Raw genomic sequence first — 18,831 nt, 5'->3', positions numbered from 1 at the left:
ACTCTAGAGTGATTGCGAGTGAAATGGAACATTTCACGGCTCGGAAATCACGGCAAAACAGGAATCTAGAGTGCCGGTTTTGATTCTATCAAAATCGAACGCACTCTAGGATCGCGGCCGCGTCCACAGCCCGTCGCGGTCGATGCGGCGGAGCGGCGGGCGGCGCAGCACCGACCAGCCGGCGCGTGCGACCCAAACCAGTTTGGCGACGAACGAGGTCACGGTGCGGTGATCCCACGCATGGTCGCCCCGGCGCCGCACTTCGCGCGCGATGTCGCCGTAAATGCCCATCGCGGCGAGCACCGCCCAGCGGCTGCGCGGCGGCAGTTTGCGGGCGCCCCAGCGCGCCGACGCTTCATATTCCCCGGCCATTTCGGCAAGCCATTTAGCCATGACGCTGAGCCGCCCGCGATAGCGCGGGTGCATGTGCTGGCCCGGCGGAATATCGAGTTCGACGAGCCAGTCGACGGGCAGATAACAGCGGTCGGCGGCGGCATCCTCGGCCACGTCGCGCGCGATATTGGCGAGCTGAAAGGCGATGCCGAGGTCTGCGGCGCGGTCGAGCGTGCGCTCGTCGGCGGGGTCGATCCCCATCACCAGCGCCATGGCGACCCCGACCGCGCCCGCGACATGATAGCAATAGCGTAGAAGATCCGCCTCGCTGCGCGGGCGCCAGTCGTCGGCGTCGAGTTCGAAACCAGCGATGATGTCGTCGATCACCGCGCGCGGGATGGCGATTTCGGTGAGCAGCAGGCCGAGCGCGTCGAAGGCGGGCTCGCCGGTCGGCTGGCCGGCATAGGCCCGGTCGGTCAGTGCATGGATATGCGCGACCGCCGCCTTCGCATCATGGCCGGCCGCCGCGGTGCCGCCATGGTCCTGCCCGTCGGTCAGATCGTCGGCGGCGCGGCACCAGGCATAGAGCAGCCACACGCGCTCGCGGGTGAAGCGATCGAAGAGCTGGCTCGCGAGCGCGAAACTCTTCGAACCCCGCACGATACTGTCGTGCGCGAAGCCATGAAGCTCGTGCGCGTCATAGCCCCCCGCTGCCGACATCAGAGGTCGTCGGCCTTCATCGCGAAGATCGACTTGTGCGGCTGATAGAACGCCATCTTGTCGAGCAACTCGTCGAGCCCGGCGTCGACGATCATGATTCCGGCGTGCGCGGGGCGGATGAAACCGACCTCGATCATGTGGCGATTGAAGGCGATCAGCTCATTGTAGAAGCCCGCGGCGTTGAGCAGGCCGACGGGCTTGTCGTGATAGCCGAGCTGCGCCCAGCTGATCGCTTCCCACAGCTCGTCCATCGTCCCGACCCCGCCGGGGATGGTCAGGAATCCGTCGGAGAGGTCGGTGAACATCCGCTTGCGCTCGTGCATACCGGAAACGACGTGGAGTTCGGTGACCCCCTTGTGCGCGACCTCGGCGCCGACGAGCGCGTCGGGGATCACCCCGATCACCTCGCCGCCCGCCGCGAGCGCCGAATCGGCGACCGCTCCCATCAGCCCCAGACGGCCGCCGCCATAAACGACGCCGATGCCCCGCTCGGCAAGCGTCCGGCCGACGAGGCGCGCGGTTTCGATATAGACGGGATCTTCGGGGGTCGCGGACCCGCAATAGACGGCAAGGCGTTTCATCATTCTTCCAACATCAATCTGGCGGTCGCCTTGGCGCTGCCGACGACTCCGGGGATACCGGCGCCGGGATGGGTGCCCGCGCCGACGAAGTAAAGGTTGGAAATCGCATCGTCGCGATTGTGCGCGCGAAACCAGGCGCTCTGCCACAGCAGCGGCTCGAGGCTGAACGCGCTGCCCAGATGCGCCGCGAGGTCGCGGCCGAAGTCAGCGGGCGTGTAATGGAAGCGCGTGACGAGGTTGGCGCGCAGGCCGGGGAGCAGGCGGCGCTCGACCTCTTCCAGAATCGAATCGGCGAAACGGTCGCCGAATGCGCCGTCCCAGTCGGCCTGCGCCTTGCCGAGATGCGCGACGGGGGCGAGCGCGTAAAAGGCGGCGTGACCCGGCGGCGCCATGCCGGGATCGGTGATGCTCGGATGGTGGAGGTAGAGCGAAAAATCGTCCGCGACGACGCCGTTCCGATAGATGTCGTCGAGCAGCCCCTTGTAGCGCGGGCCGAACAGGATGCTGTGGTGCGCGATGGCGGGATAGTCGCCCTTCACCCCGAAATGGACGACGAACAGCGACGGCGACCAGCGCTTGCGCGCGAGACGCTTCGCCACCTTTGCGCCGCGCGGGTGGCCGGCGAGCAGGTCGCGATAGCTATGCATCAGGTCGCCGTTGCACGCGATGCTGTCGGCTTCGCCGCGCCAGCCGCTTTCGGTGACGACGCCGGTGGCGCGCTCACCCTCGGTTTCGATCCGCACCACCGGATCGCCGAGGCGGAGCGCGCCGCCGAGCCGCTCGAACAGGCGCACCATCCCCGCGACGAGCGCATTGGTCCCGCCGCGCGCGAACCAGACGCCGCCCTCCCTCTCGATCGTGTGGATCAGCGCATAGATGCCGCTCGTCGTCATCGGATTGCCGCCGACGAGCAAGGTGTGGAACGACAGCGCCTGCCGCAGCCGCTCGTCCTTCACATAAGAAGCGACGACCGAATAGACGCTGCGCCACGCCCGATATTTCATCAGCGACGGCGCCGCGCGCAGCATCGAGGCGAAATCGAGGAAGGCGGCCGAGCCGAGCTTCACATAGCCTTCCCGATACACGCCTTTCGAATAAGCGAGGAACCGCTCATAGCCCGCGACGTCGGCGGGGTTGAGCTTGGCTATTTCCGCCGCGAGCGCGGCCTCGTCGTTCGAATAGTCGAGGGTCGAACCGTCGGGCCAGTCGAGGCGATAGAAGGGCGTGACCGGGATCAGATCGACGTCGGCGGCGATGTCCTGTCCGCTCAGCGCCCATAGTTCTTTCAGGCAAGGCGGGTCGGTAATCACCGTCGGGCCGGCATCGAAGGTGAAGCCGTCGCGCTTCCAGTGCCAGGCGCGCCCGCCGGGCTTGTCGCGCGCCTCTACGACGGCGGTTTCGACGCCCGCCGACTGGAGCCGGATCGCGAGCGCGAGGCCGCCGAAGCCGGCGCCGATGACGATGGCGCGGCGCGTCACCGCCAGTCGAAGCGCTTCAGCGCCGCGATCGCGCGGCCGACCGGCACTGGCGGGCGGCCCGACAGGATGCGCAGCTTGTCGCCGGGGCGCGACCGCCCGGCATAGAAGCGCGCGATCACCCCGGCGGGCAGGCCGTAGAAACGTTCGAAGATGCGATAGCGCCCGGCGGGCTCGGCGGCACGGAAGAGCATGGCGGAGAGCATTCGATTGAAGCGCTGGCGCCGCCACGACGCCGCGGCGCGCTCGCGCAGCCGCGCGGGCAGGTCGGGGCCGATCATGCCGGGCAGTTCGCTCGCGGTGCGCACCGCATCGGGCAGCGAATAGCCCGTCGTGGCATGAAAAGCTCCCGCGCGCGCGCCGATGCGCGCGGTGCGATCGGACGGCGGCCAATAGCGATCGAAATCGCCCGCAATGACGACCGGCAGCACGCCGCTTTCCTCGCGCTCCGCCGGCGCCGCGACCGTCCACCCTTGCGCGTCCGCATAGGCGGCGATGCGCTGCCGGATCGCCGCAACGTCGAGCGCCGCATCGTCGCTGTAACAGGTATCCTCGACGAAGATCCTCTCGGCGTCGAAGGGCAGCAGATAGACGAAGCGATAGCCGTCCGACTGCTCGACCCGCGCGTCCATCACCACGGGCTGCGTCAACCCGTGCCCGCCCTCGACGCGGAGCGCCTGTCCGACGAATTTCTGCCAGCCGCAGGTCAGCGCCGACAGGTTGCCGGCGCCGCGCGCGTCGATGACGTGCCGCGCGTCGAGCCGGCCTCCGGCGGCGAGCAGCACATGGTCGGGCGCGACGTGGAGCGCGCGGTCGGCGACGATATGGCCCGGCGGCAACCCCGCGGCAACCGCCCCGGCGAGCGCTTCGCCGGTGACACTCTTATACCCCATGCGCAGCGTGCGGGCGCGGCCTGGAAAGCGGACGTCATAGGCCGGCCAGTGGTGGCGGACGAGCGGCGCGACCAGCCAGCGGTCGCGCCGCGCGATGTCGCTGTCGAAGAAGGACCAGATGTGATTGCCCCCGACGTCGCCGGCTTCGACCAGCCGCACGTCGAGCTCGGGCCGCTTCGCCGCAAGCGCGAGCGCCGCGAGCCCGCCGGCAAGCCCGCCGCCGACGATGGCGATGTCGCAGCGAAGGGGGCGCGTGCCGGTCATCGCCCCTGCCTAGGGTCGGTACTCAATTACGACGCCGTCGAGGCGCCCAAATGGCGAACAGCTCGGGGCGAAAGACGCGCCGGGAAGGCTGGTTGCCTTTCCAAGCGGCTTTCGGGCCGAGATGGAAGCCATTTGGGCGTCCCACAGGGATTTGAAGCAAAATGGCCCATTGCTTCGTCGAGAAGCCTTGAAATATCGACATATGTCTGCGCCTTCTCTCCTCGCACTGGGCCATTTTGCTTCAAACCTCGACGGCGCCGTAATCGAGTACCGACCCTAGCCGAGCGCATAGCGGCGGGGAAGCCGCTTCGCGGCGGATGACAAACGGCCCGCCTTGCGGCAGAACCGGAGCGTGCCCCGCGCCTCGCCCTTTATCGAAGCCGCAACGCCCGCCGACGCGAAGGCGATCGCGTCGATCTATGCCCACCATGTCGCGCGCGGGACGGGAACCTACGACATCGAACCGCGGAGCGTCGCTGTGACCGCAGCGCTGGTGTCCGAGCACATCGCGAAGGGCTGGCCCTTCCTCGTCGCGCGCGACGCCGGCGGGGATGTGCTCGGCTATGCCTATGCCAGCCAGTTCCGCCCGCGCCCTGCCTATCGCTGGACGTGCGAGGACAGCATCTATGTCGGCCCCGCCGCGCAGGGTCGCGGCGTCGGACGCGCGCTGCTCGAGGCGCTGATCGGCGCCAGCGAAGCCGCGGGCTTTCGCACGATGATCGCGGTGATCGGCGGCGCCGAGCCCGCTTCGATCGCGCTCCACGCCGCGTGCGGCTTCGCGCACGCCGGCCGGCTCGACGCAACCGGCTGGAAGCACGGCCGCTGGCTCGACACCGTCTATATGCAGCGCGCGCTCGGCGACGGCAGCGCCAGCCCGCCCGACGAGGCGGACGAATGAGCGCAGGCCTCGCCATCGCGCTCTCGGCGCTCGCAATGACCGCAATCGTCGGCGCGCGCTATCTGCTGACGAGCGGCGCCTTCGCCCTTGCGACGCGGCTCAGGCGGCCCGGCCTCTATCGCGGGCTCGAGGCGCAGATGCGGCGCGAGATCGGCTGGAGCCTCGCGAGTGCGGCGATCTATGGCATCCCCGCGGGCATCGTCGCCTGGGGGTGGCAGGCGCAGGGCTGGACACGCATCTATTCGGGCGTCGGCGACTATCCGCTCTGCTATCTGCCGGTCAGCCTCCTCGCCTATCTTCTGCTCCACGACACATGCTTCTATTGGACCCACCGGCTGATGCACCGCCCCACCTGCTTCCGTATCGCCCACGCGGTGCATCACGACAGCCGCCCACCCACCGCCTGGGCGGCGATGAGCTTTCATCCGATCGAAGCGGCAACCGGCGCGGTGGTGATCCCCGCGCTCGTCTTCCTGATCCCGATCCATGTCGCGGTGCTCGGCGCCGTGCTTGCGATCATGACGATCATGGGGGTCGGCAATCATATGGGGTGGGAGATGTTTCCGCGCGCCCTCGTTCACGGACCGGCCGGGCGCTGGCTGATAACCGCGACGCATCACGAGCGGCATCATGCCGCCTATCGGGGGAATTACGGCCTCTATTTCCGTTTCTGGGACAAGGCGTGCGGCACCGATCTGGGGTTTGGCGATCTTGCCGCTGCTTCAAGGCTGCGAGCTTCGCGGTGACCGGCGAGGTCCAGCAAACGCTCTCCATGAAGGATCAAGCCGTCAGCACACGCCACAGGCTGAACGCGCTGGTCGCGGTCAGGACGATACCGACGAGAATGAGCATCAGCTTGGGCGAGAAGCGTTTCGCCATGAAGGCGCCCATCGGGGCCGCGATCACGCCGCCGATCAGCAGCCCGAGTGTCGCGCCCGCGACGTCGGCGAACCCCAAATGCCAGATGAAGGTCGCCGACACCGCGAGCGTCAGGAAGAATTCGACGCTGTTGACCGTGCCGACGACCTTGCGCGGCTCGGCGCCCTGAACCAGCAGGTTCGAAGTCACGACCGGGCCCCAGCCGCCGCCGCCCGCGGCGTCGAGGAAGCCGCCGATCAGCCCGAGCGGCGCAATGACCGCGGGTTTCTTGATCTTTGGCGGATAGAATATGCCGCGTATCAGGAGCCATGCACCGACGCAGACCAGATAGCCGAGCACGAACGGCTTCATAAGTTCGCCGCTGATCGAACTCAGGACATAGGCGCCCGCCACGCCGCCGATCAGCCCAGGCACGAGCAGGCCGAAAAAGAGCGGCCATTCGATGTTGCGATGGAGGAGGTGGCTGATCCCCGACACGCCGGTCGTGAACACCTCGACGACATGGATCCGCGCCGAGGCAGTCGCGGGCGGCACACCGAGGACGGCGACGAGCAACGTGTTGCAGATGACGCCGAACGCCATGCCGAGCGCCCCGTCGACGAGTTGCGCGGCAAAGCCGATGAGCACGAACGGCAGAAGCGCTGCGATGTCGAGCACAGAAATATCGACCATGTCACCATCCCAACTGTTTTAGTTGAGAAATGGATGGCGCAAATCGGAGGCGCTGGCGAGTGCAATTTTTCTGCTGGCGCCGAAGGGAATGCTTTGCGCGGCGAGGCGAGCGGCGCTCAGCCTGTTATGTCGTCGGGCAGATGTTCGCGAACATAGTCGATGAAGGCGCGCAGCTTGGGCATCACCTGCTTGCGGCTTGGATAATAGAGAAACAGGCCCGAAGTCGACGCGGCATAGTCGACGAGCGTCAGTTCGAGCAGTCCGGTCTGGACCTGCAATTTGGCGGTCGGCTCGGCAATCATGCCGATCGCGACCCCCGCCCGCATGGCGACCATCATCGCGCTGAAATCATTGACGATCACCGGACCGGTGACGTTGACCTCGAACTCGCGATTACCCTGTTCGAAGGTCCACGGCATCATCGCGCCGGTTGTCATGCGCATCCGCACGCACCGATGATCGCGCAAATCGTCGGGATGTCCGGGGCGGCCGTGGCGTTCGAAATAGGCGGGCGAGGCAGCCGCGACGAAGCGAAAGGGGCCGGTCAGACGGACTGCCACCGCATCGGCATCGAGCGATTCGCCCATCCGCACCCCGGCGTCGAACCCGTCCGCACTCAGATCCGCGAGCGCATCGTCGGCAAAGATTTCCAGTTCGATGTCGGGATAGGTTTCGCAGAAGCCCGCGATGATCGGTTCGAACAATGGCTGGACCGCGCCGCGCATCAGATTGATCCGCAACCGTCCCGCGGGCCGGTTGCCAAGATTGCGCGCCGCTTCATAGGCGTCGGCGAGCCCGGCATAGGCAGGCGCCGCGCGCTCGAGAAACATTTCGCCCGCCTGCGTCAGCCCGACGCTGCGCGTCGTGCGCATGAACAGCGGCGCACCGACCCGCGCCTCGAGCGCCTTTACGGTCTGGCTGATCGCCGATGGCGACACGCCGAGGTCGGCGGCGGCGGCGGAAAAGCTCCGCCGCTCCGCGACACGCAGGAAAGCTTCGATCCCGTCGAGCGCCCCATGGGGAATTGTTAAATCCTGCTTCAAGGCACTTGCAGATTATAGCGGATTATCTATTGGCGCAATCGCGGCTAAAAAGGTTGCACAACGAAACGAAAGGACCCTCTCCCATGACCTATCAGCTCTCCTCTTACCGCCGTTTCCCATCCGCCTTCGCGATCGTCGCGGCTTCGGCGCTCGCCTTCACCGGCCTGATCGCCTCGACCTCGCCGGCCTATGCCCGCGACAGCCAGGATTATCGCTGCACGGGCCTCGCCGATCAGGCGAAGACCGCGGCCAACGATACGCAGGGCGACAAGCAGTCGAGCGCGCAGCGCTTCGTCGCGACCGGCAACAAGCTGTGCGAAGCGGGCAACGAACGCGCCGCCGCCAAGCAGTATCGCGCCGCGCTCAAGATCGCCGGCGTCGCCGAAGTCGAAACCGACAGCAAGATGGCGGCCCGCTGAGCCTTCGACACCAATCTCCGGCCTGCCTCTCTCCCTCTCCACGGCAGGCACCACAACTGGGGCGGCACCCAAAAAAGGGGCCGCCCCATTTTGATTCGCGGGCGCGGCGCGTCCTTCAGCGCCGCCGATAGCGGAAGTACCAGACTTCGTGCCCCTGCGCCCGCGCCTTGGCCTCGTAACGCGTTTCGGGCCAGCCGGCGGGGCGGGCAAGGAAATCCTTCGCCTTCTCTGCCAGCCATTCGAACTGGTGGCGGTGGCGGCGCATCACCATCAGCGCGTGGGCGAGATATATGGGATGGTCGGTGCCGAAGCGGAACTCGCCGCCGGGTTTCAGCTTGGCGGCGATCAGGTCGACCGGCCCGTCGTTCATCATCCGCCGCTTGGCGTGGCGCGCCTTGGGCCACGGGTCGGGGTGGAGCAGATAGGCGAAGCTGAGCGCGCCATCGGGGATGCGCCGCAGCACCTCCAGCGCGTCGCCGTGCTGGATGCGGACATTGCCGAGCGGCGGATGCGCCCCATGGTCGCCCGCGACATGGACCAGCGCCTGCGCGACACCGTTGACGAAGGGTTCGGCCCCGATGAAGCCATGATCGGGCAGCATGTCGGCGCGCGCCGCCATATGCTCGCCGCCGCCGAAGCCGATCTCGAAATGCAGCGGGCGGTCGTAACCGAACAGCCGTTCGGCGGTGATCGCGCCCTCGGCCGGCACCGCGATCTGCGGCAGCAGATTGTCGACGAGGTCCTGCTGGCCGGCGCGCAGCGGCTTGCCCTTGGCGCGGCCATAGAGGCGGTTGAGGGTTGTCGGATCGCCCGACTTGAAAGCGGTCATGCCGCGCGCCCTAGCGCGCGGGCGCGGCAAGCGAAAGGGTGTCCGCTACTTCGGATCGGTCAGTATGTCGATCTCCGCATCCTTGCCCCAGCCGCTCAACCGGGCGACCGGATGGCCCGCGTTGAGGACCTCGGCGACACGGTCGATCGAAGGAAGGCCTGTTTGCGGCGCATAGAGCATGGTTTCGGCCGCGCTGACCAGCAGGATCTGATAGGGCGCCGAGGCGTTGCCGGCAGGCGTGACCGCGCTCCAGGCGCCCGTCTTGCCAACGAGCACGGCGTTGCCATTGTCGCCGAGCGCGATCAGATAGCGGTCGCTGCCATCGTCGGGGCGATAGACACGCATATTGTCGCCGACCACCTCGTCGCGGCACCAGCGGGCGATGGGCTGCGCCTTGAACGGATTGGACGATGTGCCCTGTTGCTGGAACATGACGCCGAACGCCGCGGCGGCGCGGCTTCCCGCATCGCTCGGCGCATCGGCGGCGTCGGCGGCAAAGGCGAGCGGGACGGCGCAGTCGGTGACGGGTGTTGCGGGCGCATGTCCCTCAATCCGGTCGGGCCATCGGATTTCGGCCAGAATGTCGTTCATCCACGCGGCGAGCTCGGCGGGGCCGCGCGATTTCGACGAGGCACGCAATTTCACATACCAGTCACCGACGGCGAGCATGACGATGCCGGTGCTGCGATATCCCGAATCGCCATGTGGGGCATAGACGGTGCGGAGCGCCGACGCGGTGGCCTGGCCCGGCGGCACGAAAGCTTGCGGCGCTATGGCCGGGCTCGGATTCCCGAACAGAGCGCGAGCTTCGACGCTGCCCTGCGCCTGCGCGAACCAGACGGGAATGTCGCCACTGGTATCGCGAAAGACATAGAGGGTAAGCGATTCGGCCGCCCCCTTGGTTTCAAAGGCAACCCCGACGTCAAGATTGTCCGGGGCGAATGCAATGACCTTCGTGCGCGTAATGCCGCCCAGCGTTGCCGGGACTGCGATGCCGCTGTGCGGGTGCGTCCATGCCTGCCCGGCGGGCACGGCGACTTCCGCCGGCTCGAGCGCCGCGGCGCCGGCCGGGATGGCGGACGCCGCCGCCATCGCTGCCCAGAAAAAGCCTCTGAACCAATGCCTTGCCATGCGTGCCCCCCAGCCCGACCAGACCCGGACGCTGGCAGATCGCCGTGCGTATGACAAGCGGCTTCTTATCGGTCGAACGCCGCCTTCAGTCTGTCGACGAGGTCGGTGCGCTCCCACGGGAAGGCGTCACCGCTCGCCTGACGGCCGAAATGGCCATAGGCGGCGGTCTGCTTGTAGATCGGCTTGTTGAGGCCGAGGTGGGTGCGGATGCCCTTCGGGGTCAGGCGCACGAGCTGCGGCAGGAGCTGTTCGAGCGCCGCTTCGGTCACGCCCTCCGCCGCCGTGCCATGCAAATCGACATAGACCGACAGCGGCTCGGCGACGCCGATCGCATAGGACAGCTGGATGGTGCAGCGGCGCGCGAGGCCGGCGGCGACGATATTCTTCGCCAGATAGCGGGTGATATAGGCCGCCGAGCGGTCGACCTTGGTGGGGTCCTTGCCGCTGAACGCGCCGCCGCCGTGCGGGCTCGCGCCGCCATAGGTGTCGACGATGATCTTGCGCCCCGTCAGCCCCGCGTCGCCGTCTGGCCCGCCGATCTCGAAGCGGCCGGTCGGGTTGATATGATAGACGGTATTCGCGGTGAGCAGCTCGGCGGGCAGGATGTCGGCGATCACGCCCTTCACATAGGCGCGCAGTTCCTCATATTTCGCTTCGTCGCCCTCGCCGCCGTGGAAAAAATAGCCCGGCGCGTGCTGGGTCGACACGACGATCGCGGTCGCCTCGACCGGGCGCTCGTTGGCATAGCGCAGCGTGACCTGGCTCTTCGCATCGGGCTCGAGGAAGGGCGCCCTGCCCGATTTGCGGTCCGCGGCCAGGCGCTGCAGGATCTTGTGGCTGTAATCGAGCGTCGCGGGCATCAGGTCGGGGGTCTCGTCGGCGGCATAGCCGAACATGATCCCCTGATCGCCCGCGCCCTCGTCCTTGTTCTCGCCTTCATCGACGCCCTGCGCGATATGTGCCGATTGGCCGTGCAGGTGATTTTCGAGGCGCAGCGTCTCCCAGTGAAAGCCGTCCTGCTCGTATCCGATGTCCTTCACCGTCTTGCGCACGGTGGCTTCGATCTCCTCGATCGCGCCGGGCGCCCACGCGCCATCTTCATAGACGCCCTTGCAGCGTATCTCGCCCGCGAGCACGACGAGCTGGGTGGTGGTCAGCGTCTCGCAGGCCACGCGCGCTTCGGGGTCCTTCGACAGGAACAGGTCGACGATCGAATCCGAAATCTGGTCGGACACCTTGTCGGGATGCCCTTCGGACACGCTTTCGGAGGTGAAGAGGAAGCTGTTGCGCATGTGAGGCTTTCTGAAGCGATATAAAGGAAGCTTTATGTGCGATTGCTGTTAGCGGCCGCGACGACGGAACGCAATGGCGAGTGCGAGCAGCAGCAGCGCGAAACCGACGGGCAGGATGTTGCCATGGCGTGCAAATAGCGTCGGCGCGTGCGGGCGCGGCAGCACCGTGTCGATGCGCCCCGCCGCGTGCATCGGGATCGATTCGAGCACGCGCCCCTCGGCGTCGATCACCGCGCTGATCCCGGTCGGGGTCGCGCGCACGATCGGCAGCCCCTCCTCGATCGCGCGCAGCCGCGCCTGCGCCAGATGCTGCGGCGGCCCCCACGCCCCGAACCACGCGTCGTTCGACGGGTTGAAGATGAAATCAGGCCGGTGGGCGCGGTCGACGACCTGTCCCGAAAAGATGATCTCGTAACAGATTTGCAGCCCCGCCTTGCCGAACGCACCAAGGTCGAGCGTCCGCGGCCCCGGCCCCGGCCAGAAGTCGATGTCGCCGGGTGCGAGCCGCGACAGGCCGATCGCCGACAGCAAGGGCCGCATCGGCAGATATTCGCCATAGGGGACGAGATGTGCCTTGTCGTAGCGCGGGCCGAGCGAACCATCGGAATGCACCGTCATCACCGCATTGCGCGCGCCGACCGCCTCGCCCGTCCGGTCGATCTCCAGCTTCAGCGCGCCGAGCAGCATCACGTCGCCGGGGTTCATCAGGCTGGTCAGCCGCCCGCGCGCCTCGGCGGGCGAGCGGTCGTAATAATAGGCCGGATAGCCGGTTTCGAGATAATCGGGGATCGCCGCCTCGGGCCACAGGATCAGACGCGGGCGCGCGTCCTTCGGCGCGGTGAGCCGCGCGAGCTTGACGAAATTGACGTCGGCCTTGCCCCCTTCCCACTTGTCCTCCTGCCCGATATTGGGCTGGACGAGGGTGATGGGGGTCGAGTTCGCGCGACCCGGCTGGGCCGGGGCAATGGCGCTGGACAACTGGTTGAGTTCGAGGAGGATGGCCGTGAAACCGGCGATCGCCAGCAGCAGACCGCCGAGAATGATTGTCGGAAACGTTCCGTCCTTGAACGATGGTGCGAGCGCGCGATGCCAAGCGGGCAGCCGGCGGATCGCTTCCATCAGCAGAATGCCGGCAAGCAGGATCAATATCGCTGACATGCCATATGTCCCAATGATGCGTGTCGGCGCGAGAATTGGGGTCAGCGGGACAAAGATTGCGCTCAGCGGGTTCCACGCAAAACCTGTGAACAACCAACTCCGCAGCCACTCGGTAAGCGTCCACAATGCGGCGAAGGCGAGGATGAAGGAGAACGTCGCCCCCGCGAAGGCGGGGGCCGCTGGAGGGCTTGTTCCAGCATCGCGGTGTAAACCGATTGCGGCCCCCGCCCCTTCGACTGCCGTGCAGGCGCTCAGGACAGGCTTCGCGGGGGCGACGGTGACAATCCACGCCCCCCACGCCGCGAGCGCCGGATAAAGGGCGAGGTAGAGCGACAGCAGCAGTACCGCGACCCAGCCGAGCCACGCCGGCATCGCCGCCTGATAGGTGAAGGCGGTCGCGATCCAGCCCAGCCCGAGCGCGAAATGGCCGACCCCGAAGGCCCAGCCGATCCCTAGCGCGCGCCAGCCGCGCGGAGCTCGTGCGACGAGCAGCATCCACCCCGCGAGCGCGAGCAGGGTCAGCGGCCACAGGTTCAGCGGCGCGAAGCCGGTCGCCGAAACGAGGCCGAGCAGTAGTGCCAGGCCCTTGGGCCAGCGGTCGGCGAAAACAGCGATGCGGGAAGAAGAGGCGGTCACGCGCGCTGCTTTAACCGCGCCGCGGCGCCGCGACAATGCGGCATGGACCGCCGCGACGAAACCGGCCGGCCGGCGGCGTCGGCCGCGCTGTGCGTCAGTTCGCCGGCCGCGTCTCGTCGATCTTGTCGACCCATTCGGGATAGAAGCTCGGCTCGCGCGCCGACCAGCCCGGCGCGGTGGCGGCGGCTTCGCTGATCGACTGGAGCAGCGTCTTGCGCTTGTCGGGGTGAAGGTGCGGCAGCGAGGCGGCGGCACAAAAGGCGCCGGGCAGCCACGGCCGAGCGTGCGCGCCGAGCAGGCGTTCGTAAAGAAAGCGATAGGGCGAGAAGCCCGGAAGCCGGTCCTGCCCCAGATCGAACGCCGACACGGTGACGAGCGGCGCCATGAAGCCTTCGAGCGAATCGAGTCCGCTATCGTCGGGGATGTGCGCGCGAATCTCGCCGAGCCGCTGATAGACCTTGGCCTGCACGCGGATCGCGGTTTCCTCGACCATGTCGCGCGACCAGCGCGCGATCGCGTCCTCGCGTTCGAGCCCGATGTCGAGCGAGCGGCGGATATAGCGCTGGGTCGCGGCGGGGAAGCCCGCAAACTCCCTGATTTCGGCGATCGAGAGATCGCCCGCTGCCGGTCCTGAACGCGTCGCCATCGTCATGCTCCCGCACGGCGCCCGGAAAGCCATCCCCCGGAGGCCTGCATCTGCCACTATGCCACCAGGCCGGTTAGCGGCTGGTTAACCACGACGTCGGGACAGGTTCAGCAAGGTCGCGGGGCGTTGCGCAGCACGGGCGGCAGGCCTAATCAGCGTCTTGAAACCATAGATCCGCAAGAGAGCCATCATGCCCGACGCACCGCAGCCGGTGATTTCCGCCACCGGCCTTTTCACCCCCGCCGAAGCCATCTCCAACGAAGAACTTGTCGCCAGTTTTAACGAATATGTTGCACTGCACAATAGAAAATATACCGAAGCGATCGCGGCGGGCGAGGTTGCCGCGCTGACCGAATCGAGCGTCGAATTCATCGAAAAGGCGAGCGGTATCGGCTCGCGCCACGTCGTCGACAAGGCGGGCATCCTCGACCCCGAACATATGGCGCCGCGGCTTCGCGAGCGCGCGAACGACGAGTTGTCGATCCTTGCCGAGATCGGCGTCGCGGCGGCGAAGGATGCGCTCGCACGCGCCGGACGCGACGCTTCGGACGTCGATGCGGTGCTGTGCGCGGCGTCGAACATGCAGCGCGCCTATCCGGCGATGGCCATCGAGATTCAGGACGCGCTCGGCATCGACGGCTTCGCTTTCGACATGAACGTCGCCTGCTCGTCGGCGACCTTCGGCATCCAGACCGCCGCCGACTATATCCGCGCGGATCATGCGAAGAGCGTGCTCGTCGTGAACCCCGAAATCTGTTCGGGGCACCTCAACTGGCGCGACCGCGACAGCCATTTCATCTTCGGCGACGTCGCGACCGCGATCCTGGTCGAGGACAAGGACATAGCGCCCGCGGGCCATTGGGACATATTGGGGACCAGGCTGAAGACGGTCTTTTCGAACAATATCCGCAACAATTTCGGTTTCCTCAACCGCACCCACGGCGCGATCGACCAGTCTGGGCCGAAGTCGGACAAGCTCTTCGTCCAGGAAGGCCGCAAGGTGTTCAAGGAGGTCGTCCCCATGGTCGCGGCGATGATCGTCGCGGAGATGGAAAAGCTGGGACTCGAAGGCGCCGACATGCGCCGCCTGTGGCTGCATCAGGCGAACACCAATATGAACCGTCTGATCGCGCAGCGCGTGCTCGGCCACGAGGCGAGCGAGGACGAGAGCCCGACGGTGCTCGACACCTATGGCAATACGTCGAGCGCGGGGTCGATCATCGCCTTTCACCTGAACCATGAAGATATGGTGGCAGGCGACAATGGGCTGATCTGCTCGTTCGGGGCGGGATATTCGGCGGGAACGGTGTTCGTCCGGAAGACGTGAGGCGTAAGCCTTAAATCGTCATTGCGAGGAGCCGAAGGCGACGCGGCAATCCAGAGCCTGTGTAAACCGCTCTGGATTGCTTCGCTCCGCTCGCAATGACGAAAGACTATTCATCATCTTACGGCACGAAGGTCGTGAACAGATAGATCGCGAACAGCATCAGGTGGATCGCGCCCTGCAGCACCGTCGTCCGCCCGTTCGCAAGCGTCTGCGAGGCGACGATCAGCGACAGGAACAGCAGCACCGTCGACTTGGCGTCGAGGCCGAGGCTGATCGGCATGTCGGCGACGATCGACAGGATCGCGACCGCGGGAATCGTGAGGCCGATCGTCGCGAGCGCCGAGCCCAGCGCGAGGTTGAGGCTGGTCTGCAAGCGGTCGGCCTTCGCCGCGCGCACCGCCGCCAGCCCCTCGGGCGCGAGGATCAGCGCCGCGATCAGCACGCCGAGCACGGCGGGCGGCGCCCCGGCCCCGGCGAGCAGTTCGCCGATCACCGGCGAAAGCGATTTGGCGAGCATCACCACCGCGAACAGGCTGGCGAGCAGCAGCGCACCCGACAGGGCGGTGCGCCGCTTGCCCGGCGGTGCAGCATGCGCGTCGGGCTCGTCCTGCGCCTCGCCCTCGGGCAGGAAATAGTCACGGTGCCGCACCGTCTGCACGAGCGCGAAGGTCGCGTAGAGGATCAGCGAGACGGCCGCGACGAAAGCGAGCTGCGATGTCGAATAGCGCGGCCCCGGAACGCTCGAGGTAAAATTGGGCAGCACCAGCGTCACGATCGTCAGCACGGTCAGCGTCGCGAGCGCGGCGCCGATGCCGGTGCGCTGGAATCTTTGTTCGTGATGGCGGATCGCGCCGCTCAAAAGGCAAAGTCCCATCAGCAGGTTGAGGATGACCATCACTGCCGCGAACACCGTATCGCGCGCGAGCGTCGCGGCCTTCGCCGGTTCGGCCTGCATCAGCGTCAGGATCAGCCCGACCTCGATCACCGTCACCGCAAGCGCAAGGATCAGCGTGCCAAAGGGTTCGCCGACGCGGTGCGCGATCACTTCGGCATGGTGAACCGCCGCAACGACCGCACCCGCGAGGATCAGGCCGACGAGGAAAGGATTGAGCGGCATCGCGAAGCTCGCCAGCGCCGCGACGAAACCGAGGATGGGGAAGGCTTCGGGGGCGTAGCGGCGGATCGGGCTCGTCATCGCCCATCTATTGCAGCCAGCGCGCCGCCGCGCCAGCCCCGCATAACGACAAAGCATAGCCCATGTGCTCCCGCGAAGGCGGGAGCCCATCTCCTGCCGGCTCGGCATGGAGCCGTTCGGAGATGGGTCCCCGCCTTCGCGGGGACACACGGCTTTTTAATCGGGAACTGCCCTCATATGCTGCGCGCGAACGGGAAGTCCTGCCGCTGCCAACCGCGCATGCGCCTCGGCGATCGTTGCCTCGCCGAAATGGAAGATGCTTGCGGCGAGCACGGCGCTCGCGCCGCCCTCGAGGACGCCGGCAACGAGATGGTCGAGATTGCCGACCCCACCGCTCGCGATCACCGGCACCGACACCGCATCGGCGATCGCACGGGTGAGCGCGAGGTCATAGCCATCCTTCGTCCCGTCGCGGTCCATGCTGGTGACGAGCAGTTCGCCCGCGCCGAGCGTCGCAAGGCGCACCGCATGGGCGACCGCGTCGATCCCCGTCGGCTGGCGCCCGCCGTGGGTGAAGATTTCCCAGCGCCCCTCCACAACGCGGCGCGCGTCGATGCTGCCGACCGCGCACTGGCTGCCGAAGCGGTCCGCGATGTCGGCGACGAGTTCGGGGCGCGCGACCGCGGCGCTGTTCACCGCGACCTTGTCGGCACCGGCGAGCAGCAGCGCGCGCGCATCGTCGGCGCTGCGCACCCCGCCGCCGACGGTGAGCGGCATGAAACAGACCTCGGCGGTGCGCGCGACCATGTCGAGCAGCGTGCCGCGCCCCTGATGGCTGGCGCTGATGTCGAGGAAGCACAGCTCGTCGGCGCCCGCGGCGTCATAGGCGCGCGCCGCCTCGACCGGATCGCCGGCGTCGCGCAGGTCGACGAAATTGACGCCCTTGACGACGCGCCCGTCGGCGACATCAAGGCAGGGGATGACGCGGACGCGGACGGTCATCTGCTCCCCTCCCATTTATGGGAGGGGTTGGGGGAGGGCATGTCGTCAAGAGTCGGCGTGTAAAACATGCCCTCCCCTAACCCCTCCCGCCTGCGGCAGGGGAATTTCCCGCCGCAATCGCCTCGGCCAGATCGAGCCGCCCGTCATAGAGCGCGCGGCCGGTGATGACCCCCTCGATGCCGTCGCCAACATGGCCGCGCAGCGCGTGGATATCCGCAATTCCCGCCACACCGCCGCTCGCGATCACCTTTATATCGACCGTCTTGGCCAGCGCCACCGTCGCCGCGACATTGCATCCTTTCAGCAGCCCGTCGCGCCCGACGTCGGTGAAGAGCAGCGCCGCGACCCCCGCATCCTCGAAGCGGCGCGCGAGGTCCTCGACCCGGACGTCGGACACATCGGCCCAGCCCTCGGTCGCGACCATGCCATCGCGGGCGTCGACGCCGACGATAATCCGCCCCGGCAGGTCGCGCGCCGCCGATTTGACGAATTCGGGGTCTTTCAGCGCCGCGGTGCCGATGATGACGCGGCAGACGCCGAGCGCGAGCCAGCGGTCGACGCCTTCCCGATTGCGGATGCCGCCGCCGACCTGCACCTTGCCGGGAAAGGCCGCGACGATGGCTTCGACCGCCGCGCCATTGACGCTTTCCCCCGCAAAGGCGCCGTCGAGATCGACGACATGGAGGTGCGTCGCGCCCGCCTCGGCGAACAGGCGCGCCTGCGCGGCCGGGTCGTCGCCATAGACGGTCGCGCGCGCCATATCGCCCTCGGCAAGCCGCACCACCTGCCCGCCCTTGAGGTCGATCGCGGGAAAGATGGTCAGGCCAGAATCTACGGGCGCCATGCGAGAAATCTTTCCAATGTCGCAAGGCCATAGGCCTGGCTTTTTTCGGGGTGGAACTGGACGCCGACCAGATTGTCCTTCGCGACCGCGGCGGTGAACGGCCCGCCATGGTCGCTCGTCGCCGCGGCATGTGCGGCGCCCGCGAAATGATAGCCGTGGAGATAATAGGCCTCGCCGCGCGCAATCACCGGATGCGCGAAGGTCGGGACGACGTCGTTCCAGCCCATGTGCGGGATGCGCAGCCCTGGCGCCGGGGCGAAGGGCCGCACGGTGCCGCCGATCCATCCGAGCCCCTTGTGCGTGCCATGCTCCTCGCCCGCATCGGCGAGCAATTGCATCCCGACGCAGATGCCGAGGAAGGGCGCGCCCTGCCCCCGCACCCGCCGGTCCATCGCTTCGATCAGGCCCGGAATCGCGCCGAGCCCGGCCATGCAGGCGGCGAAGGCGCCCACGCCGGGCAGCACGATGCGGTCGGCCTTTGCGACCGTATCGGGGTCGGCAGTGACGGCGACGCCCTCCGCACCCGCCGCGACGAGCGCATTATGCACCGAGCGGAGGTTGCCAGCGCCATAGTCGATCAGGGCGATGGCGCTCAAATTCCCCTCCCGCTTGCGGGAGGGGTTAGGGGAGGGCGTGCCTGACGAATGGCGGTGA

Annotated in this window: 19 protein-coding genes; 4 read left to right on the top strand and 15 right to left on the bottom strand. The window is 67.2% G+C overall.

Annotated features, from left to right (window positions below):
• Nucleotides 1-105: 105 nt before the first annotated feature.
• Genes KNJ79_RS03020 through crtY form a run of 4 tightly spaced genes read right to left on the bottom strand, consistent with a single transcriptional unit; the run spans nucleotide 106 to nucleotide 4,266 of the window.
• Entirely contained in the window at nucleotides 106-1,053 is a 948-nt protein-coding gene (locus KNJ79_RS03020; protein WP_317152748.1) for a phytoene/squalene synthase family protein, read from the bottom strand.
• Nucleotides 1,053-1,634 carry an LOG family protein gene (locus KNJ79_RS03015; protein ID WP_317153850.1) on the bottom strand — a complete coding sequence of 194 codons (582 nt, stop codon included), beginning with the start codon at nucleotides 1,632-1,634 and terminating at the stop codon, nucleotides 1,053-1,055. Before KNJ79_RS03015 ends, KNJ79_RS03020 begins: the two co-directional genes overlap by 1 nt.
• The gene (locus KNJ79_RS03010; RefSeq protein ID WP_317152747.1) at nucleotides 1,634-3,112 is read right to left on the bottom strand and encodes a phytoene desaturase; all 1,479 of its coding nucleotides are present in this window, start codon (nucleotides 3,110-3,112) and stop codon (nucleotides 1,634-1,636) included. Before KNJ79_RS03010 ends, KNJ79_RS03015 begins: the two co-directional genes overlap by 1 nt.
• Nucleotides 3,109-4,266, bottom strand: a complete 1,158-nt coding sequence (gene crtY / locus KNJ79_RS03005) for a lycopene beta-cyclase CrtY (protein WP_317152746.1) — start codon at nucleotides 4,264-4,266, stop codon at nucleotides 3,109-3,111. The genes KNJ79_RS03010 and crtY overlap by 4 nt, the downstream gene beginning before the upstream one ends.
• 352 nt (nucleotides 4,267-4,618) lie before the next feature.
• Between crtY and KNJ79_RS03000 the strand changes: the two genes are divergently transcribed.
• Nucleotides 4,619-5,164, top strand: a complete 546-nt coding sequence (locus KNJ79_RS03000) for a GNAT family N-acetyltransferase (RefSeq protein WP_317152745.1) — start codon at nucleotides 4,619-4,621, stop codon at nucleotides 5,162-5,164.
• The gene (locus tag KNJ79_RS02995) at nucleotides 5,161-5,910 is read left to right on the top strand and encodes a sterol desaturase family protein (RefSeq protein ID WP_317152744.1); all 750 of its coding nucleotides are present in this window, start codon (nucleotides 5,161-5,163) and stop codon (nucleotides 5,908-5,910) included. Before KNJ79_RS03000 ends, KNJ79_RS02995 begins: the two co-directional genes overlap by 4 nt.
• Before the next feature lie 34 nt (nucleotides 5,911-5,944).
• Here the strand turns inward: KNJ79_RS02995 and KNJ79_RS02990 are convergent, their stop codons facing one another.
• On the bottom strand, nucleotides 5,945-6,715 hold the full coding sequence (locus KNJ79_RS02990) for a sulfite exporter TauE/SafE family protein (RefSeq protein WP_089216988.1): 771 nt from the start codon (nucleotides 6,713-6,715) through the stop codon (nucleotides 5,945-5,947).
• Nucleotides 6,716-6,831: 116 nt separating this feature from the next.
• Nucleotides 6,832-7,758 carry a LysR family transcriptional regulator gene (locus KNJ79_RS02985; protein ID WP_089216989.1) on the bottom strand — a complete coding sequence of 309 codons (927 nt, stop codon included), beginning with the start codon at nucleotides 7,756-7,758 and terminating at the stop codon, nucleotides 6,832-6,834.
• Between the two features lie 83 nt (nucleotides 7,759-7,841).
• Here KNJ79_RS02985 and KNJ79_RS02980 point away from each other — a divergent pair, with 83 nt between their 5' ends.
• The gene (locus tag KNJ79_RS02980; protein ID WP_089216990.1) at nucleotides 7,842-8,177 is read left to right on the top strand and encodes a hypothetical protein; all 336 of its coding nucleotides are present in this window, start codon (nucleotides 7,842-7,844) and stop codon (nucleotides 8,175-8,177) included.
• Between the two features lie 115 nt (nucleotides 8,178-8,292).
• On the opposite strand, the gene trmB is transcribed toward KNJ79_RS02980, so the two are convergent.
• From trmB to KNJ79_RS02955, 5 genes are all read right to left on the bottom strand, one after another.
• Entirely contained in the window at nucleotides 8,293-9,006 is a 714-nt protein-coding gene (trmB, locus tag KNJ79_RS02975) for a tRNA (guanine(46)-N(7))-methyltransferase TrmB (RefSeq protein WP_317152743.1), read from the bottom strand.
• Between the two features lie 45 nt (nucleotides 9,007-9,051).
• Nucleotides 9,052-10,137: a hypothetical protein gene (locus KNJ79_RS02970; protein ID WP_317152742.1), complete on the bottom strand. Its 1,086-nt coding sequence runs from the start codon at nucleotides 10,135-10,137 to the stop codon at nucleotides 9,052-9,054.
• A gap of 65 nt (nucleotides 10,138-10,202) precedes the next feature.
• Nucleotides 10,203-11,429: a methionine adenosyltransferase gene (metK, locus tag KNJ79_RS02965; protein ID WP_317152741.1), complete on the bottom strand. Its 1,227-nt coding sequence runs from the start codon at nucleotides 11,427-11,429 to the stop codon at nucleotides 10,203-10,205.
• A gap of 48 nt (nucleotides 11,430-11,477) precedes the next feature.
• A complete protein-coding gene (gene lnt / locus KNJ79_RS02960) occupies nucleotides 11,478-13,223 on the bottom strand; it encodes an apolipoprotein N-acyltransferase (protein ID WP_317152740.1) in 1,746 nt (581 codons plus the stop codon).
• Nucleotides 13,224-13,317: 94 nt separating this feature from the next.
• Nucleotides 13,318-13,869: a hypothetical protein gene (locus tag KNJ79_RS02955; protein ID WP_089217019.1), complete on the bottom strand. Its 552-nt coding sequence runs from the start codon at nucleotides 13,867-13,869 to the stop codon at nucleotides 13,318-13,320.
• 190 nt (nucleotides 13,870-14,059) lie between these two features.
• Here KNJ79_RS02955 and KNJ79_RS02950 point away from each other — a divergent pair, with 190 nt between their 5' ends.
• A complete protein-coding gene (locus KNJ79_RS02950; protein ID WP_317152739.1) occupies nucleotides 14,060-15,196 on the top strand; it encodes a beta-ketoacyl-ACP synthase III in 1,137 nt (378 codons plus the stop codon).
• Nucleotides 15,197-15,314: 118 nt separating this feature from the next.
• Here the strand turns inward: KNJ79_RS02950 and KNJ79_RS02945 are convergent, their stop codons facing one another.
• The 4 genes from KNJ79_RS02945 to hisH form a co-directional block, all read right to left on the bottom strand.
• On the bottom strand, nucleotides 15,315-16,391 hold the full coding sequence (locus tag KNJ79_RS02945) for a calcium:proton antiporter (protein ID WP_317152738.1): 1,077 nt from the start codon (nucleotides 16,389-16,391) through the stop codon (nucleotides 15,315-15,317).
• A 156-nt stretch (nucleotides 16,392-16,547) separates the two neighbouring features.
• Nucleotides 16,548-17,333 carry an imidazole glycerol phosphate synthase subunit HisF gene (gene hisF / locus KNJ79_RS02940; RefSeq protein WP_317152737.1) on the bottom strand — a complete coding sequence of 262 codons (786 nt, stop codon included), beginning with the start codon at nucleotides 17,331-17,333 and terminating at the stop codon, nucleotides 16,548-16,550.
• 76 nt (nucleotides 17,334-17,409) lie between these two features.
• A complete protein-coding gene (hisA, locus tag KNJ79_RS02935; RefSeq protein ID WP_317152736.1) occupies nucleotides 17,410-18,177 on the bottom strand; it encodes a 1-(5-phosphoribosyl)-5-[(5-phosphoribosylamino)methylideneamino]imidazole-4-carboxamide isomerase in 768 nt (255 codons plus the stop codon).
• Nucleotides 18,165-18,773: an imidazole glycerol phosphate synthase subunit HisH gene (hisH, locus tag KNJ79_RS02930; RefSeq protein ID WP_317152735.1), complete on the bottom strand. Its 609-nt coding sequence runs from the start codon at nucleotides 18,771-18,773 to the stop codon at nucleotides 18,165-18,167. Before hisH ends, hisA begins: the two co-directional genes overlap by 13 nt.
• Nucleotides 18,774-18,831: the final 58 nt, after the last annotated feature.

The sequence above is a fragment of the Sphingopyxis indica genome, from assembly GCF_032879645.1.
GTDB classification, from domain to species: Bacteria; Pseudomonadota; Alphaproteobacteria; order Sphingomonadales; family Sphingomonadaceae; genus Sphingopyxis; species Sphingopyxis indica.
Note: the sequence above shows the minus strand (reverse complement) of the source record. Positions and strands in the feature narration are given on the sequence as shown.

What these genes read in the sequence shown, in the direction of transcription:
- KNJ79_RS02955 (WP_089217019.1), bottom strand. Translation starts at nt 13,869, where the DNA reads ATGGCGACGCGTTCAGGACCGGCAGCGGGCGATCTCTCGATCGCCGAA.
- trmB (WP_317152743.1), bottom strand. Translation starts at nt 9,006, where the DNA reads ATGACCGCTTTCAAGTCGGGCGATCCGACAACCCTCAACCGCCTCTAT.
- metK (WP_317152741.1), bottom strand. Translation starts at nt 11,429, where the DNA reads ATGCGCAACAGCTTCCTCTTCACCTCCGAAAGCGTGTCCGAAGGGCAT.
- KNJ79_RS02990 (WP_089216988.1), bottom strand. Translation starts at nt 6,715, where the DNA reads ATGGTCGATATTTCTGTGCTCGACATCGCAGCGCTTCTGCCGTTCGTG.
- KNJ79_RS02995 (WP_317152744.1), top strand. Translation starts at nt 5,161, where the DNA reads ATGAGCGCAGGCCTCGCCATCGCGCTCTCGGCGCTCGCAATGACCGCA.
- KNJ79_RS03020 (WP_317152748.1), bottom strand. Translation starts at nt 1,053, where the DNA reads ATGTCGGCAGCGGGGGGCTATGACGCGCACGAGCTTCATGGCTTCGCG.
- hisF (WP_317152737.1), bottom strand. Translation starts at nt 17,333, where the DNA reads ATGACCGTCCGCGTCCGCGTCATCCCCTGCCTTGATGTCGCCGACGGG.
- hisA (WP_317152736.1), bottom strand. Translation starts at nt 18,177, where the DNA reads ATGGCGCCCGTAGATTCTGGCCTGACCATCTTTCCCGCGATCGACCTC.
- KNJ79_RS02980 (WP_089216990.1), top strand. Translation starts at nt 7,842, where the DNA reads ATGACCTATCAGCTCTCCTCTTACCGCCGTTTCCCATCCGCCTTCGCG.
- KNJ79_RS02945 (WP_317152738.1), bottom strand. Translation starts at nt 16,391, where the DNA reads ATGACGAGCCCGATCCGCCGCTACGCCCCCGAAGCCTTCCCCATCCTC.
- KNJ79_RS02950 (WP_317152739.1), top strand. Translation starts at nt 14,060, where the DNA reads ATGCCCGACGCACCGCAGCCGGTGATTTCCGCCACCGGCCTTTTCACC.
- KNJ79_RS02970 (WP_317152742.1), bottom strand. Translation starts at nt 10,137, where the DNA reads ATGGCAAGGCATTGGTTCAGAGGCTTTTTCTGGGCAGCGATGGCGGCG.
- crtY (WP_317152746.1), bottom strand. Translation starts at nt 4,266, where the DNA reads ATGACCGGCACGCGCCCCCTTCGCTGCGACATCGCCATCGTCGGCGGC.
- KNJ79_RS03015 (WP_317153850.1), bottom strand. Translation starts at nt 1,634, where the DNA reads ATGAAACGCCTTGCCGTCTATTGCGGGTCCGCGACCCCCGAAGATCCC.